The 16,587-nt window shown below is 70.1% G+C and carries 14 protein-coding genes; 9 read left to right on the top strand and 5 right to left on the bottom strand.

Annotated features, from left to right (window positions below):
• Positions 1 to 37 precede the first annotated feature (37 nt).
• Both VFV67_RS18805 and VFV67_RS18800 read right to left on the bottom strand, forming a co-directional pair.
• Positions 38 to 1,318, bottom strand: coding sequence for an IS256 family transposase (locus VFV67_RS18805; RefSeq protein ID WP_326471686.1), 1,281 nt, complete (start codon positions 1,316 to 1,318; stop codon positions 38 to 40).
• A gap of 143 nt (positions 1,319 to 1,461) precedes the next feature.
• Positions 1,462 to 2,793: a hypothetical protein gene (locus tag VFV67_RS18800; RefSeq protein ID WP_326471684.1), complete on the bottom strand. Its 1,332-nt coding sequence runs from the start codon at positions 2,791 to 2,793 to the stop codon at positions 1,462 to 1,464.
• A gap of 120 nt (positions 2,794 to 2,913) precedes the next feature.
• Between VFV67_RS18800 and VFV67_RS18795 the strand changes: the two genes are divergently transcribed.
• The 3 genes from VFV67_RS18795 to VFV67_RS18785 all read left to right on the top strand — a co-directional run bounded on the left by VFV67_RS18795 (position 2,914) and on the right by VFV67_RS18785 (position 5,314).
• Entirely contained in the window at positions 2,914 to 3,993 is a 1,080-nt protein-coding gene (locus tag VFV67_RS18795; RefSeq protein WP_326471682.1) for an LLM class flavin-dependent oxidoreductase, read from the top strand.
• A gap of 35 nt (positions 3,994 to 4,028) precedes the next feature.
• Positions 4,029 to 4,352, top strand: a complete 324-nt coding sequence (locus VFV67_RS18790; protein WP_326471680.1) for a DUF6191 domain-containing protein — start codon at positions 4,029 to 4,031, stop codon at positions 4,350 to 4,352.
• A gap of 215 nt (positions 4,353 to 4,567) precedes the next feature.
• On the top strand, positions 4,568 to 5,314 hold the full coding sequence (locus VFV67_RS18785) for an SAM-dependent methyltransferase (RefSeq protein ID WP_326471678.1): 747 nt from the start codon (positions 4,568 to 4,570) through the stop codon (positions 5,312 to 5,314).
• Here the strand turns inward: VFV67_RS18785 and VFV67_RS18780 are convergent.
• On the bottom strand, positions 5,287 to 5,778 hold the full coding sequence (locus VFV67_RS18780) for an SRPBCC family protein (RefSeq protein WP_326471677.1): 492 nt from the start codon (positions 5,776 to 5,778) through the stop codon (positions 5,287 to 5,289). The genes VFV67_RS18785 and VFV67_RS18780 overlap by 28 nt on opposite strands.
• A 258-nt stretch (positions 5,779 to 6,036) precedes the next feature.
• Here VFV67_RS18780 and VFV67_RS18775 point away from each other — a divergent pair, with 258 nt between their 5' ends.
• Complete coding sequence (locus VFV67_RS18775; protein ID WP_326471676.1) at positions 6,037 to 6,219, top strand: hypothetical protein; 183 nt, start codon at positions 6,037 to 6,039, stop codon at positions 6,217 to 6,219.
• Here VFV67_RS18775 and VFV67_RS18770 read toward each other — a convergent pair.
• Positions 6,205 to 8,544: a SpoIIE family protein phosphatase gene (locus VFV67_RS18770; protein WP_326471674.1), complete on the bottom strand. Its 2,340-nt coding sequence runs from the start codon at positions 8,542 to 8,544 to the stop codon at positions 6,205 to 6,207. The genes VFV67_RS18775 and VFV67_RS18770 overlap by 15 nt on opposite strands.
• A gap of 247 nt (positions 8,545 to 8,791) precedes the next feature.
• On the opposite strand from VFV67_RS18770, the gene VFV67_RS18765 reads away from it, so the two are divergent.
• Genes VFV67_RS18765 through VFV67_RS18750 form a run of 4 tightly spaced genes read left to right on the top strand, consistent with a single transcriptional unit; the run spans position 8,792 to position 12,295 of the window.
• Positions 8,792 to 9,973 carry a PP2C family protein-serine/threonine phosphatase gene (locus tag VFV67_RS18765; protein ID WP_326471689.1) on the top strand — a complete coding sequence of 394 codons (1,182 nt, stop codon included), beginning with the start codon at positions 8,792 to 8,794 and terminating at the stop codon, positions 9,971 to 9,973.
• A 17-nt stretch (positions 9,974 to 9,990) separates the two neighbouring features.
• A complete protein-coding gene (locus tag VFV67_RS18760) occupies positions 9,991 to 11,562 on the top strand; it encodes a sensor histidine kinase (RefSeq protein WP_414636288.1) in 1,572 nt (523 codons plus the stop codon).
• On the top strand, positions 11,559 to 11,996 hold the full coding sequence (locus VFV67_RS18755) for a response regulator (RefSeq protein ID WP_326471670.1): 438 nt from the start codon (positions 11,559 to 11,561) through the stop codon (positions 11,994 to 11,996). Before VFV67_RS18760 ends, VFV67_RS18755 begins: the two co-directional genes overlap by 4 nt.
• A gap of 35 nt (positions 11,997 to 12,031) precedes the next feature.
• A complete protein-coding gene (locus tag VFV67_RS18750; protein ID WP_326471668.1) occupies positions 12,032 to 12,295 on the top strand; it encodes a hypothetical protein in 264 nt (87 codons plus the stop codon).
• Positions 12,296 to 12,303: 8 nt separating this feature from the next.
• Here the strand turns inward: VFV67_RS18750 and VFV67_RS18745 are convergent, their stop codons facing one another.
• The gene (locus VFV67_RS18745; RefSeq protein ID WP_326471666.1) at positions 12,304 to 12,873 is read right to left on the bottom strand and encodes an acyltransferase; all 570 of its coding nucleotides are present in this window, start codon (positions 12,871 to 12,873) and stop codon (positions 12,304 to 12,306) included.
• A gap of 119 nt (positions 12,874 to 12,992) precedes the next feature.
• Here VFV67_RS18745 and VFV67_RS18740 point away from each other — a divergent pair, with 119 nt between their 5' ends.
• Positions 12,993 to 16,535 (top strand): DUF4082 domain-containing protein, encoded by a 3,543-nt coding sequence (locus VFV67_RS18740; protein WP_326471665.1) that lies wholly within the window; start codon positions 12,993 to 12,995, stop codon positions 16,533 to 16,535.
• Positions 16,536 to 16,587: the final 52 nt, after the last annotated feature.

Genomic DNA, 16,587 nt, shown 5'->3' with positions numbered 1-16,587 from the left:
GGGGCTGTCAATTTAACGGTGTAACTGGATCTTGTTGTTAGTTTCGTCCGGTGGACAGGCGTCCGTCGAAGGCGAGGTCGAAGGCGTTGAGGGCGGCTTTCCAGCGCATGGTCCAGCGCCCACGGCCCTTTCCGGTGGGGTCGAGGCCCATCAAGGCCAGGTAGAGGCATTTCAGGGCGGCTTGCTCGGTGGGGAAGTGGCCGCGGGCGTTGACCGCTCGCCGCAGTCGGGAGTTGATCGATTCGATGGCGTTGGTGGTGCAGATGATCTTGCGGATCTCCACGTCGAAGCCGAGGAACGGGACGAACTCGGCCCAGGCGCCTGTCCACAACCGCACGATCGCCGGGTACTTGTGTTCCCACGTGTCGCTGAACTCGGCGAAGGCGTCCAGGGCGGCCTGCTCCGACGGTGCGGTGTAGACCGGCTTGAGATCCTTGGCGATGGCGGCGTAGTCGCGTCGGCTGGCATAGCGGAACGAGTTGCGCAGCAGGTGCACCACACACGTTTGCACCACGGTCTGCTTCCAGACGGTGTTCACCGCATCGGGCAGGCCCTTGAGGCCGTCGCAGACCACCATCAACACATCGGCCACACCACGGTTCTTGATCTCGGTCAACACCCGCAGCCAGTACTTGGCGCCCTCACCGTCGCCGTGCTCACCGGCCCACAACCCGAGGATGTCCCGCTCGCCGTTCACGGTGACACCCAGGGCGAGGTAGATCGGGCGGTTGGCCACCTGCCCATCGCGGATCTTGACGTGAATACAGTCGACGAAGATCACCGGATACACCGCGTCCAACGGCCGGCTCTGCCACTCGGCCAACCCGTCGAGCACCCGATCGGTGATGGCCGAGATGGTGTCCTTGGAGACGCTGGCGTCGTAGACCTCGGCCAGGTGCGCGCTGATCTCCCCGGTGGTCAGGCCCTTGGCGGACAGGGACAGCACGATCCCGTCGATGGCGCCCACCCGACGCTGCCGCTTGCGCACGATGACCGGGGTGAAGCTGCCGTCGCGATCCCGCGGCACCTCGACCTCGACCGGCCCGGCCGAGGTCAGCACCGCCTTGGCCCGTTTGCCGTTGCGCGAGTTGCCGCCATCGCGGCCGGCCGGGTCATGTTTGCCATAACCCAGATGCGCGTCCAACTCCCCGTCCAGCGAGGACTCCAGCACGATCTTGGTCAGCTGGGCCAGCAGCCCGCCTTCGCCATCCACCGGCACACCGTCAGCCCGGGCCCGAGCCACCAACTCGGCCACCACCTGCCGATCCACCGCCGGCGTGCCCGCCGCTGCTGACCTGGCACTACTCTCACTACTCATCAATGCAACCTCCACTTTGGACAGTTACACCGTTGAGATTACAGTCCCACATGATCGACGGACTGCCCTATTTCAGGCCACCGAATTGGCTCGATCCGGAGCGGAAATTGATGCGGAACGTGCTCCGACAATAGGGGTGTGAGTTAGTTCGGGAACTGGAACCGGGGATAGTCATTGAAGTTCAATGAAACCCGGTGAGTGGTGGACGGCCAGGCGGGGACGGACAGGTTTTCCCAGAGGCCGTTGGAGGCGCGGGGGCGGGCGAGGACGGATACCACGCGGGGGCGGGTGGGGATGAAGACATCCATGCCGGTGATGAAGGGTTGGGCGAAGAACTCGGGGATGGGGGCGGTGAGGTTGGTTTGGGTGTCGGCGAGGTGGTCGAAGGCGAACATGCCGATGACGCGTTTGGTGCGTGGGGCGGTGGCGGGGTTGAGGATGTTGCGGCCGTTGATCAGCAGGGTGTCGCCGGATTCGGGTTGGTCGCCCCACCATTCCTTGTTGCGGTTGACCGTCAGGTTGGTGTGGTGGGGGGTGGTGGGCATGAGGGCGGACAGTCCCTCGCCGGGGCGGCTGGTGAGGAGGCGGATGAGGCGGTCGGTGCGAGTGAAGGGTTGGAAGTAGATGTGGTGGGTGTGGCCGGAGGGGAAGACGATGGCGAACTCGTAGCGGGTGTGGGGGTTGGCGGGGAAGGGGCCGAAGGAGCCGTCCGGGGAAAGGGTCAGAACTTGGGTGGGGTTGGGGTGGTGGCGGTGGCCGGTGAGGGGGGTGACCTCGTAGACCTCGAGGCGGGCGTCGGTGAGGCCGGTGTTGGTGGGGAACAGGACGGCGCGGCCGGACAACAGGGTGGGGGCGGGGAGGATGCGGGTGGTGTGTGGGGGGCGGCCGTCGTGGAAGAACTTGTAGATCTCGGTGAAGGTCTCGGGGGAGGTCACGGTCTGGGTGTGGGACTGGTGGGGGAAATAGGTGTTGAGGGCGCCGGGGATGGTTCGGGTGGGGTCGCCTTCACCCCAGACGGCGAGGGTGGGGACGGCACCGGGTGGTGCCGCGGCCTGGGCGCCGTCGAGGTTGACGTAGTGGGCGACGCGGGCGGCGCGTTGTGGCGAGCTGTTGAGGTAGCCCTGGATGACGAAGGTGCCGAGGGAATGGCCGAGGAGGTCGACCCGGTCGGCGCCGGTGGTGGTGAGCAGGCGGGTGATGCGGGCGTCGAGGGCGGACCAGACCTGCGGCAGAACTGTGGCGATGGCGGTGGAGTCGTACTCGTGGGCTTCGATGAACTCGGCGGGGTAGCCGTTGGTGGCCAGGCGTTTGGCCTGGGTTTCGAACTGGGAACCGGAGCCGGCGAAGCCGTGGACGAACACCACGGGGCGGTGCGCGGGGGCGGTGGTGGCGGCGGCGGGGGTCGGGGTTGGGATGGCGATCAGAGGGACGAGGACGGCGGCCGCCAGTGCGGCCCAGAGTTGGCGCACGGTCACCGGGTCAGTATCGGCGCGGGCGGGAGGTGGGGACTATCGGTGAAATCGCCGGTGCGGGGATTGTGATCTTCGGCACTGGGCTGGTGGAATTGTTGCATCGTCAACTACGTTGTACTGATCATGCAGTTCGGAATCTTCTCGGTCGGCGATGTGACGGTCGACCCCACCAACGGACGTGAGCCGTCGGAGCGCGAGCGGATCAAGGCGATGATCACGATCGCGTTGAAGGCGGAGGAGGTGGGGTTGGACGTGTTCGCCACGGGCGAGCACCACAACCCGCCGTTCGTGCCCTCCTCGCCGACGACGATGCTCGGTTACATCGCGGCCAAGACGAGCAGGCTGCAGCTGTCCACGGCGACCACCCTGATCACCACCAACGACCCGGTGAAGATCGCCGAGGACTACGCGATGCTGCAGCACATCGCCGACGGGCGGGTGGACCTGATGCTGGGCCGCGGCAACACCGCGCCGGTGTACCCGTGGTTCGGGCAGGACATCCGCAACGGAATCCCGCTGGCCATCGAGAACTACGCCCTGCTGCACCGGCTGTGGCGGGAGGACGTGGTCGACTGGTCGGGGCGCTTCCGCACCCCACTGCAGCAGTTCACCTCCGCCCCCCGGCCGCTGGACGGGGTCCCGCCGTTCGTGTGGCACGGGTCGATCCGCAGCCCGGAGATCGCCGAGCAGGCCGCCTTCTACGGCGACGGCTTCTTCGCCAACCACATCTTCTGGCCCAAGGAGCACACCCAGCGGATGGTCGGGCTGTACCGGGAGCGGTTCGAGCACTACGGGCACGGCGCCGCCGACCAAGCCATCGTCGGGCTCGGCGGGCAGGTGTTCATGCGGCCCAACTCCCAGGACGCGGTCGCCGAGTTCCGGCCGTACTTCGACAACGCCCCGGTGTACGGGCACGGACCGTCGCTCGAGGACTTCACCGCGCAGACCCCGCTCACCGTGGGCAGCCCGCAGCAGGTGATCGAGCGCACCCTGTCCTTCCGCGACTACGTCGGCGACTACCAGCGTCAGCTGTTCCTGATCGACCACGCCGGACTGCCGCTCAAGACCGTCCTCGAGCAACTCGACATCCTCGGCGAAGAGGTCGTTCCGGTGCTGCGCCGCGAGTTCGCGGCGGTCCGGCCGGCGCACATCCCGGACGCGCCGACGCACGAGTCACTCAAGCCGGTCAGCGCCGAGCGCTGACGGAACCCCGGTTCCGGCCGGGGCGTTGACCGGCCATGAGCCTCGGGCTGCTGTTCGCGCTGTCGCTGCCGGGACTGGTCGTCCTGCTGGTGGTGCTCGCGGCGGTGGAACGGCTGGGCCGGTTCGGCGGCACCCGCAACCTGCTGCCCTGGCGGCGCGGCGGCGACCCGGCCGGCGCGCCGCTGTCCGGCACCGGCCTGGAGGAACTGCACGCCATGCTGTCCGGCGCCAAGCGGATCGAGGTCCAGGAACGGGCCACCCGGTCCATGCTTCGGGACGAGGACCAGACCGGCGCTCCCCCGCTTCCCGCCGGGCTCCGTCTCGACCACGGTGACCGTCCGCAACCGCCTCCGTACTGAGTACGTATCCACTACGGAGTGAACACGGGGTCCCCCGAAGTGTGTAGTCAACATTCTGGGAACGCTCTCGGTACGACCAGCCTCTGACCAATACACTCGTTTGGCGTACACGGCACCCCCGGATCAGCCGAAGGGCGTTGAGGCAGACGGTGACCGGAAACCTGGGGCGGATCCCATCACCCACAGATACTTCCTCGACGGCTCACCCTGCCCGCATGCACGACTACTGGCTGGGCGGCGGCCACAACTTCGCCGCCGACCGCGAACTGGCCGAGAAGATCAAGGTCGTGCTCCCGGAGATCGAGGACGTCGTCCGGATGAACCAGTCGTTCGTCCGCCGGGCCGCGCTCTTCCTCGTCGAGGCCGGCATCCGGCAGTTCCTCGACATCACCTCGGGGCTGCCCAGCACCGGCATGGTGCACGAGGTGGTCCAGCGGGCCGACCCGGACTGCCGGGTGGTCTACGTGGACGCCGACCCGGTGGCCGTCGCGCACAACGAGCTGAAGTTGAACCGGCTGGCCGGAACCGGGATCCTGCAGTCCGACCTGCGGGACATCGACGTCATCCTGGGGTCCGAGGTGGTCACGCGAGTTCTCGACCTGAGCAAGCCGGTCGCCGTGATGGCCACCGCGCTGCATTTCGTTCCGGAAGAGTGGGATCCGGCCGCGCTCATGGCCAGGTACCGGGACCGGCTCGCCTCCGGCAGCTACCTGGTCGTGGTGCACGTGGCCGCCGACTGCACGGCGCCCGGCCTGCCCGACGCCACCGCGGCGTTCCACGCCACCAACTACCGGATCCACCCGCGCACCGCGGCCGAGATCACCCGGATCTGCGCGGGCTTCGAGCCGGTCGAGCCGGGTCTGGTCGGGTTGGCAAACTGGCGACCGGAACGACCCGGGGACAGCACCGGAAACCCCGACACCGACTCGCTGCTCTACGGGCTGGTGGCCCGCAAACCCTGACCCGACTCGGCACGCGCCTTGACCGCCGCCAGGGTGTGCTCGATGGACTCTTCGTTGAAGCCGGGGCGGTCGGCGCGGCCGGTGACCCGTGGGCCCATGACCCGGCGGATGAACCAGTTGCCGACCCGGTACCAATGCTCGGTGAGCCGGCAGCCGGTCGCGGTCGGCGCGATCTCGTAGGACCACCGGGACACCCGGACCCAGAACGGGGTGCGCACGTCGAAGGTGAACAGCCGATCCGGCCGGCAGGCGACCACCCGGACCCGGGTCCACCATTCCTTGTGGCCATTCCTGTTCACGCCTCGGAACCGCGCGCCGAGCGCCGGGCCGGTGGCCCCGGAAAGCCAGCGGCCGCCCCGGTTCTCCGGGCTGAACTCCGCCATCCGCGGCAGGTCGGTGATCATCGACCAGACCAGCTGCGGGTCGGCGGCGATCTCCACGCTGCGCGAGATCGTCGGCTCCACCCCGCCAACGTAGCGCCGGCAACGTAGTCCCGGCCACGCGCCGGGCACCGTTCCGCAATTCCGAAGAACAACGTTTCGCCGGGTGGCCGCCACTATGAATGGTGGAGGCCCGACGCATGAATAGTTCACGGTCTCCACCCGGAAAGGTTCAGGACCGACTCATGGTGCCAGCACTGCCCGAAGTCGGGCAGTGTCGGCAAAATCACGCCTACAGCTCTTGACTATCCCGGCGGTGTTGCCATGACCGTAATGGAAGAAATGGGACGTCTGATTCGGACCACGCCCGGTCCGGACGCGACCGTCGCCGAGGTGGCGCACTGGTACGAGTTGAAGGCGAACATGCTCGAGCACATCGCGGCCGAGGACGGCGCCCGCCGCCAGGTCGCGCTGCGCCAGGCCGAGGCGGCGCACCAGCACGCCACGCAGCTACTGGCTGCCTGACGATCGCATGGTCAGGACCCGGTCCAGGCCGCTGACCATGAGCGCGGCCCGTGCCGGCGTGTGCGGTGCGGCGAGCAGGACCAACTCGCCACCCGCGCCGCGGATCCGCGCCTCCTGCTCGTAGAGCACCCGAAGCGCCGCGCTGGCCAGCAGCGTGACGGCATCCAGGTCCAGGGTGCAGTGCACCATCCCGTTCCGGTTGGCGGCGATCAGCGCGGTGCGCAGCCGCTCGGCGTTGCTGGTGTCCAGCGCCCCGGACAGCACCAGCCGGGTGGCGGCACCGGACCGGTCCTGCTCGACGGCGAACTCCGCGACGGCCGGTTCAACGACCGTCGCCTTCACGTCCGGGCCGAGCGCCGGAGCGCGCACCTTCCGTCGCATGTGGACGGTGGTGCCGGACGGGGAGGCGTCCAGGTCCAACCGGTCGCTGCACTCGCGCATCATCAGCAGCCCCCGGCCGCGGAACGGGTCGTCGCCGCTGGGCTCCCGCCAGCCGCCCCGGTCGGCCACGATCACCGCGATCGTGCCGGTCCGGTCCAGCCGGGCGTCCACCCGAACGTCACCGGGGTGGGCGCGGTAGCCGTGCTCGATGGAGTTGGTCACCGCCTCCACCACGGCCAGTTCCAGGGCGATCTGGTCGTCGCCGCTCACCCGCAGCCCGTCCAGCCAGCAGCCCAGCTCGCGATGCACCGCGGACAGGTGTTCCGGGCGGCCGGGCAGCCGCAGGTCCAGCGACGGCGCGGGCTCGGTCAGCCGGGTGGCGGCCAGCACGCTCAGGTCGTCCAGCGTGGCCGGCTCGTCCTCCGGATGCGCGGCCGCGGCGCAGACCAGTTCGGCAAGGGCGCGCGCCGGGACGCCGGCGGCGCGCACCCCCTCGGACACCCGGCGGCGCAACGTGGCCACGCCCTCGGTGATGGTCTGGCCCGGCCGCTCGACCGCGCCGTCGGAGAACAACAGCAACGTCTCGCCGGCCCGGACCCGATCCCGGCCGATGACCGGTTCGGTGTCCGGAAAGCCCAGCGGGGGTCCGGTCGGCGCGACCAGCTCGCGGGTCTGTCCGTCGGCGGTGAGCAGCACCGGCAGCGGGTGCCCGCGGCTGGCGTAGTGGAACGCCCCGGTCGGCCGGTCCAGCACCGCAAGGCAGACCGTGCTGCCCCGGCCGTTGGCGGCCAGCCCGGCCATCCGGTCCAGCGCGGCCAGCACCTCGGCCACCGTGCACCCGCGGGTGAGCCGTTCGGCCGCGACCGCGCGCAGCTGGCCCATCACCCCGCAGGCGGTCGCGCCGTGCCCGACCACGTCGCCGACCACGAAGGCGACCCGGTCGTCCGGCATGACCACCACGTCGTACCAATCCCCGCCGGCCGCCAGCCACTGTCCGGCCGGGACGTAGGCCGCGCCCAGCCCGAGATCGGGCAGCACCGGAAGGCCCGGCGGGAGCAGCGTGCGCTGCAGATCCAGCACCACCCGACGCTCGGTGCGCAGCAGCTCCCTGGCATCGTCCGCGGCGGCCTCGGCCAGCCTGCGCTGCTGGACCCAGGCGGTCACCTCGATCGCGTGCGCCAGCAGGATCGGCTCGCCGTCCGAACCGGGCACCGGCACGATGCTGAAGTTGATGAACATCTCCTCGGGCACGCCGTCACCGTCGCGGTCCACCGCGATCCGGCGCTCAAGGCCCGTGACCTGCTCGCCACTGGCCCGCGCCGCGTCCAGCAGCTCGGTGATGTCGTTCTCGGCCAGCTCGGGCAGGGCCACCCGGATCGGCAGTCCGATCAGGTCCGGGCGGTTGCCCACGCTGGCTCTGGCCAGCCGGTTGGCCGCAAGGATCCGGTGCTCCGGCCCCTGGAACAGCCAGGTGATGGCGGGGGTGTGCTCGAACTCGGTGCGCAGCATCTCCCTGGCGTCGTGGGCGACGGCCTCGGCCTGCCGGCGCTGCTGGACCCAGGCGGTCACCTCGATCGCGTGCACCAGCAGCGTCGGCTCGCCGTCCGGACCGGGCACCGGCACGACGCTGAAGTTGACGTACATCTCCTCGGGGACGCCGTCACCGTCGCGGTCCACCTCGACCCGGTGCTCAACGCCGATCATCGGCTCACCGCTGGCCCGCACACCGTCCAGGATCTCGGTGATGTCCCGCTCGGCCAGCTCGGGCACGGCCACCCGGACCGGCAGTCCGAGCAGATCCGGACGGTTCCCCACGCTGGCTCTGGCCAACCGGTTGGCCGCAAGGATCCGGTGCTCCGGACCCTGGAACAGCCAGGTGATGGCGGGGGTGTGCTCGAACGCGGCGACTACCGCGCGGGCCGGCCCGGTATCGGCGCGATCCATGGCGACCGTCCTGCCGTGGAGGGAGCGGGGCCTCAAGCCTCACCGCACCGGGACACTCCCGCAACAACAGATGACAACGGATCGGCCGCAGCGGGTCGGCGCCACCCTCCGGTACCCGGACCGTAGGATCGTCGCGGTTGAGCCAGCAGCCACCTCGGGAAGCCCGCTGGGGCGCAGGATTCGTGGAGGTGTGTGCAGGGTGACGTACTCCCCCACCTTCCCCCATACGCCGGCCACCACCCCCCGGATGTCGCCTGACCAGCCGTTACGGGTGCTGCTCGTCGAAGACGACGACGGGGACGCGCTGCTGGTCACCGAGCAGCTCGCCGACGCGGACGTGCCGGTGACGGTGGACCGGGTGGACACGATGGCCGGGGCGTTACGCGGGCCGGTCGACGCCGACTGCGTGCTGCTCGATCTGCAGCTGCCCGACGCGGTCGGGCTGACCGGGCTGACCAGGCTGCGCCAGCACGCCCCGCGCACCGCGGTGGTGGTGCTCACCGGGCAGCGCGACGAGCTGACCGGCATCGCCGCGGTCGCCTCCGGCGCGCAGGACTACCTGGTCAAGGACCAGGTGGACGGCCCGCTGCTGGTGAAGGCCATGCGCTACGCCTGGGAGCGCAAACGCGCCGAGGAGGCCGAGCAGCAACTGCTCCAGCAGCAGCTGCTCGCCGACGAGAACAGCCGCCTGGAGCGCGGGCTGTTACCCACCCCGCTGCTCACCGGCTCGAGCCTGGACCTGGCCGTCCGGTACCGGCCCGGCCGGCACGGCTCGCTGCTCGGCGGGGACTTCTACGACGCGGTCGAGCTGCCGGACGGCACCGTGCACGTGGTGATCGGCGACGTCAGCGGGCACGGTCCGGACGAGGCCGCGCTCGGCGTCGCGCTGCGGATCGCGTGGCGCTCGCTCACCCTGGCCGGCCTGCCCATCGAGGAGGTGCTGAGCACGGTGCAGCAGGTGCTGGTGCACGAGCGGGTGGTGCGCAGCTTCGTCACCCTCTGCCTGGTCAGCATCGCGCCGGACCGCCGGTCGATGCGGATGCGCCTGGCCGGTCACCCGGCCCCGCTGCTGATCTCCGGCGCGGACGGCCGGCTGCTGCCGGACGGGCACCGCGGCGTCCCGCTCGGCATCCTGCCCACGGTGGACTGGCAGCCGCTCGAGGTGGCGCTGGACCCCGGGTGGTCGCTGCTGCTCTACACCGACGGGATCTTCGAAGGCCGGGTCGGCGGAACACCGGACCGGCTCGGGTACGACCGGATGACCGAGCTGCTGCTCGACCTGCTCAGGGACACACCGGACTGGCGCCGGGACGCCGGCCAGGTGCTCGACCGGCTGATCGCGACCGTCGAGCAGTACAACGAGGGCCCGCTGGACGACGACATCGCGGTGGTCATGCTCAGCCACAAGACCGACGGCGGCCCGCGGTGAACGCGCGGTCGGCGGCGATGCGCCGGTGGCGGGTGCGGCGGCTGGCCCTGCTGCTGGTGGTCTTCGAGGTGGTGCTGCTCGCGGCGGCGATCACCGCCGGGGCGTACGCCCTCAACCAGCTCACCGCGGCCCGGGAGCGGGTGGTCGACCAGGTCGACCCGCAGCTGACCCAGGCGCAGAACCTGACCGCCGCACTGCTCAACCAGGAGACCGGGCTGCGCGGCTACCAGCTCTCCGGGCAGCGCGACTTCCTCACCCCGTACGAGGAGGGCCGGGAGGCACAGGACCAGGCCGTGGCCAGGCTGCGCGCGCTGGGCGCCACCGCGGGCAGCACCGCGGGCGTCGACCTGGACGTGGTGCTGGACCGGACGCGGGACTGGCGGGAGACCGCCGACCAGCTCATCGCGGCGGGCGTGGCGGCCGAACCGGCGCTGGTCGAGCTGGGCAAGACCGAGTTCGACCAGGTGCGGGCCGGGCTGGACACGCTGCGCGGCAACCTCGAGCAGGTCCGCGCGACCGACCGGCAGGCCCTCAACGACTCGGCCACGCTGCTCAGCGTCATGTTCGGCGCGATCGCCGTGCTGCTGCTGGTGGCGTTCGTATTGCTCACGTTCGGCTTCAACCGCACGGTGGTGCAGCCGCTGCTCGGCCTGGCCCGGCAGGTGCGCGACGTCACCGAGCACGACATCCACCGCGAGGTGCACAGCGTCGGCGGCCCGCGCGAGCTGGTGCAGCTGGCCAGCGACGTGGAGGCGATGCGCAGGCGGATCGTCACCGAGGTGGGCGAGCTGCACCGGGCGCACGAGCTGCTGGACGCCCGGACCCAGGCGTTGCAGCGGTCCAACTCCGACCTCGAGCAGTTCGCCTACGTGGCCTCGCACGACCTGCAGGAGCCGCTGCGCAAGGTGGCCAGCTTCTGCCAGCTGCTGCAGCGCCGCTACGCCGGGTCGCTGGACGAGCGCGGCGAGCAGTACATCGAGTTCGCGGTGGACGGCGCGAAGCGGATGCAGGTGCTGATCAACGACCTGCTGGCGTTCTCCCGGGTCGGGCGCCGCTCCGGCGAGCAGACGGTGGTGGACACCGCGGAGCTGTTCGCGGCGGCGGTCGGCAACCTCGAGCCGGTCATCGAGGACACCGGCGCCCGGATCACCCACTCCGGCCTGCCCCGGGTGCGCGGCGAGGCGTCGCTGCTCACCGCGGTGTTCCAGAACCTGATCAGCAACGCGCTGAAGTTCCACGGCGAGGCCGCCCCGCAGGTGCGGGTGGACGCCGTGCGCAACGGCGGGGAGTGGGAGTTCTCCGTCACGGACAACGGGATCGGCATCGAGGCCGAGTACGCCGACCGGATCTTCGTGATCTTCCAGCGGCTGCACCCGAAGAACGCCTACCCCGGCACCGGGATCGGGCTGGCCATGTGCCGCAAGATCATCGAGCACCACGGCGGCCGGATCTGGCTGGACACCGAGTCCGGCGGTGCCGGCACCCGGTTCCGCTTCACCCTCCCCGCGCTGGCCGAGGTCCCCGCCGCCGACACCGCCGACGACTCCGCCCTGGCGACAGCCGGGTCCAAGAAGAGCGAGGACGCATGACCGACGCGCTGAGCCCGATCGACATCCTCCTCGTCGAGGACGACCCCGGTGACGTCCTGATGACCAAGGAGGCGTTCGAGCACCACAAGATCCGCAACAACCTGCACGTGGTGAGCGACGGCGTCGAGGCACTGCGGTTCGTGCGCCGGGAGGAGGAGTTCGCCGGGGCGCCGCGGCCGGGCCTGATACTGCTCGACCTCAACCTGCCCCGCAAGGACGGGCGGGAGGTGCTCGCCGAGCTGAAGGCCACCCCGGAGCTGCGCAGCATCCCGGTGGTCGTGCTCACCACCTCCGAGGCCGAAGAGGACATCGTGCGCAGCTACGACCTGCACGCCAACGCCTACGTCACCAAGCCGGTCGACTTCGAACGGTTCATCGAGGTGGTCCGCCAGATCGACGACTTCTTCGTGACGGTCGTCAAGCTGCCGCACTGAACCTGGCCTACCCTCTGCACTACAGGGAGGTCACCGTGCCGGAAACGACTGAGATCGCCATCGCGTCCGTCCTTGCCGGCGGCGCCGCCGGGCCCCTGCACGACCTGGTCAGCTCCAAGTTCGCCGGTCGGCCGGAGGCCACCGCCGCGCTGGCCGCGGCGGCCGGCGCCGCGCCGGAGTCACCCGAGGTGCTGGCCCTCGGCGAGGAGCTGGCCCTGGCCGAACGATCCGACCCGGGCTTCGCCGCCGAACTGCACGCGCTGTGGGCCGGCGGGGCGAGCGAGGTTCCCGGGGCGTAGCCGGCGGCTCACTCGCCGGTCGCCGTCAGCCCCTCGGACTCGGACAGCAGCCGGTGTTCGGTGCCGCACTCCGGGCACCGCAGCCGCGCATCCAACCGGTGGCCGCACCGGCACACCCAACCCTTGCGCCGGGCCGGGTTGCCCACCATGAACGCGTGCGCCGGGACGTCGGCGGTCAGCACCGCGCCGGCGCCGGCGAAGCTGTGCCGGCCGATGGTGATGCCGCACACCACGACCGTGCCCGCGCCGAGCGTGGCGCCTTCGCAGACCAGGGTGGCCAGCAGCGCCTCGCGGCCGAGCTTCTGGTGCGAGCGCGGGCGCAGGTCGTTGGTGAACACCGCGTTGGGCCCGAGGAAAACATCGTTTTCGCAGGTCACACCCTCGAACACGAGGACGTTGTTCTTCACCGTCACGTTGTCGCCGAGGACCACATTGGACTCCACGAACGCCCCGCCGCCGATGTTGCAGTCCCGCCCGATCTTCGCCCCGGCCATCACGTGGGCGAAGGCCCAGACCCGCGTTCCGTCGCCGACGTCGGCGCTCTCGCAGAGGCCGTTGGGATGCACGAAGACCGTCATGCCCGCATCGTAAACATCCGGTTGCCCACCCCTAGGTAACGCCCCCGCCCGTCCGGTCGATGCATCCCCCGATACGTCCAACGATGGCGGAACTGGGGGCTATTGTGACCAATCCCATCGTGACCGAGAACCAGCTGCAGGGAAACCCGCGCAGCGAGTGGGATCTGAGCGGTCCGGCGTCGACGAGCATCGAAGGCTTCGCCACCTCGCTCAGCGTCAACCGGGGCACGACGGTCAGCTTCAAGATCAACACGGCATCAGCCAACTACCGAATCGACATCTACCGGCTGGGGTGGTACGGCGGACTGGGCGCGCGCAAGGTCGCGACCATCCAACGCAGCACGCCGTCGATCCAGCCAGCGCCGGGCGGGAACGCGACGATCGGTCTGTACGACGCCGGAAACTGGTCGGTCACCACGTCCTGGGCGGTGCCGGCGACCGCGGTCTCCGGGGTGTACATCGCGAAGCTGGTACGCCAGGACGGGACGGCCGGGGCGAGCCACATCCCGTTCGTGGTACGCGATGACGGCGCACAGCGGGACATCGTGTTCCAGACCTCGGACACCACCTGGCACGCCTACAACGGTTGGGGCGGCGCGAACCTGTACGGGGGCAACGCCACGGCGAGTGTGGACGGTCGCGCGTTCAAGGTCAGCTACAACCGGCCGATCGGCACCCGGGACGCGATCGGCACCTGGTCCGGGCCGCAGGACTTCTTGTTCAGCGCCGAGTACGCGGCCATTCGCTGGCTGGAGCGCAACGGCTACGACGTCGCCTACGTCACCGGGGTGGACACCGGTCCGGGCAACGCGCAACTGACCAACTACAACGTGTACATGTCCACCGGGCACGACGAGTACTGGTCCCGCGACCAGCGCGAGCACGTCGAGGCGGCCCGGGACGCCGGCGTGCACCTGATCTTCATCAGCGGCAACGAGGTGTACTGGAAGACCCGCTGGGAACCGGACATCAACGGCACGCCGAACCGAACCCTGGTCTGCTACAAGGAATCCCGCCAGGAGGAGAAGCTCGACCCGACACCGGCGTGGACCGGGACCTGGCGCGACCTCATGTTCAGCCCGCCGGCCGACGGCAACCGCCCGGAGAACTCGCTCACCGGGACGATCTTCCAGGTGGACTCGCACCGCGAGGACATCATCCGGGTGCCGTACGAGATGACCCAGTTACGGTTCTGGCGCAACTCGCCCATCGCCACCAACACCCAGCCCGGGCAGACCGCCTCGCTCGCGGTCGGCATGCTCGGCTACGAGTGGGACGAGTGCCCGGACAACGGGTTCCGGCCCGAGCGGCTGATCCACCTGTCCGCCACCACCGAGGTCGTCGGGACCTACCTGCTCGACTACGGGCACACCGTCGGCGACCAGACCGCGGTGCACAACCTCGCGCTGTACAAGGCGGCCAGCGGAGCGTGGGTGTTCGGCGCCGGCACGGTGTTCTGGTCGTTCGGTCTGGACACCGAGCACGACTACTCCAACAGCAGCCTGCCGCCGACCCTGACCCCGGAGGACCTCAACGTCCAGCAGGCGATGGTGAACCTGTTCGCGGACATGGGAGTCCAGCCGGGGACGCTGCGCGCCGGTCTGGCGCCTGCGACCGCGTCGACCGACAGCACTCCGCCGGTGTCCACGATCACCGCGCCCACCAACGGGGCCAGCGTCGGGCAGCTGACCCTGGTGACCGTGTCCGGGACCGCGAGCGACACCGGCGGCCGGGTGGCCGGGGTCGAGGTGTCCACCGACAACGGGGCCACCTGGCACCCGGCGACCGGCACCACGAGCTGGACCTACGCCTGGCGGCCCCGGCTGCCCGGCACCTACCAGGTCAAGACCCGCGCGATCGACGACAGCCTCAACGTCGAGACGCCGGGCGCCGGGGTCAGCGTGACCGTCACCCCGGCCGCGGCGGTGAGCCTGTTCGCGCTAACCGAGAAGCCGTTCGCGGTCCGGTCCGGGGATCCCAACCCGGTCGAGCTCGGCGTCCGGTTCTCGGCCAACACGCCGGGCGCGGTCGCCGGGATCCGGTTCTACAAGACCGACGACAGCACCGGGCCGCACGCCGCGCACCTGTGGAGCGCGGCGGGAAACCTGCTGGCGTCGGCCAACTTCAGCGGTGAGACCGCCAAGGGGTGGCAGACCGTGATGTTCCCGGCCCCGGTGACGATCACCCCCGGGACGACCTACGTCGCCTCGTACCACACGGCGTACTACGCGGCCAGTCCCAACTACTTCCGCACGCCGCGCAGCACTGGGGCGCTGACCGCACCGGCGGGCGACAACGGGGTGTACGCCTACGGCGCGTCCGGGACCTTTCCGAACGCCAGCTTCGGGTCCACCAACTACTGGGTGGACGTGATCTTCAACCGGGCCGGCGGCGCCGGGAACCTGCCCCCGACGGCCGGAAACGACGCCGTCATGGGGACCTTCAACACGCCGCTGGTGATTCCGGCCGCGACCCTGCTCGCCAACGACGCCGACCCGAACGGGTACCCGCTGTCCATCACCAGCGTCGGCAACCCGACCAACGGGACGGTCAGCCTGGACGCCGGCGCGCAGACCGTGACCTTCACCCCGACCACCGGGTTCTCCGGGCTGGCCACGTTCACCTACCAGGTCGGCAATGCCGTCGGCGGCAGCGCGCAGGCGACCGTCTCGGTCACGGTCAACTCCCTCACCACGGTGCAGACCCTGTTCCAGCCCAGCAACACGCCGAACACGATCACGGTGGCCGACCCCACCCCGGTGGCGCTCGGGGTGAAGTTCCGCTCAGCGGTGAGCGGCACCCGGGTCACCGGTGTGCGGTTCTACAAAGGACCGCAGAACGTGGGCACGCACACCGCCCACCTGTGGAACGCGACCGGCGGCCCGGCGCTGGCCACCGCCACGTTCTCCGGCGAGACGGCCAGCGGCTGGCAGTCGGTCAACTTCCCGGCCCCGGTGACGATCAACCCGAACACGACCTACGTGGTCTCCTACCACAGCAACGGCTTCTACTCGGCCAGCTCCAACTTCTTCGCCACCACGCACACCCGCGGCGCGCTGACCGCACCGGCCGCCATCAACGGCGTGTTCACCTACGGCCCGGCCGGCACCTTCCCGACCTCCACGTTCAACAACACCAACTACTGGGTGGACGTGATCACCGAGGTGCCCACCGGGCTAGTGGCGCAGAGCCTGTTCGGGGCCGGGGACACACCGGCACTGGTCTCGATGAACGACCCCAACGCGGTCGAGGTCGGGGTCCGGTTCACCTGCTCGACCGGCGGCCAGGCGACCGGGATGAAGTTCTACAAGGGAGCGCAGAACACCGGCACGCACGTCGGTCGCCTGTGGCAGGCGAACGGCACGCAACTGGCCACCGCCACGTTCATCGGTGAGACGGCCAGCGGCTGGCAGTCGGTCAACTTCCCGGCGCCGGTCACGCTCACCGCGGGCACCACCTACATCGTCTCCTACCACGCGCCGGTCGGCCGCTACTCGGCCAGCTCCAACTTCTTCACCGCGGCGCACATCAGCGGGGCGCTGACCGCACCGGCCGGCACCAACGGCGTGTTCACCTACGGCCCGGCCGGCAGCTTCCCCAGCTCGTCGTTCAACAGCACCAACTACTGGGTGGACGTGATCGTCCAGGCGACCACCCCGTAGCACGGAGCTGCCGGGGCGGCGCGCACCCCGCGCGCGCACCGCCCCGGCACCG

The organism is Actinophytocola sp. (assembly GCF_035762905.1).
Classification (GTDB): Bacteria; Actinomycetota; Actinomycetes; order Mycobacteriales; family Pseudonocardiaceae; genus DASYTH01.
Note: the sequence above shows the minus strand (reverse complement) of the source record. Positions and strands in the feature narration are given on the sequence as shown.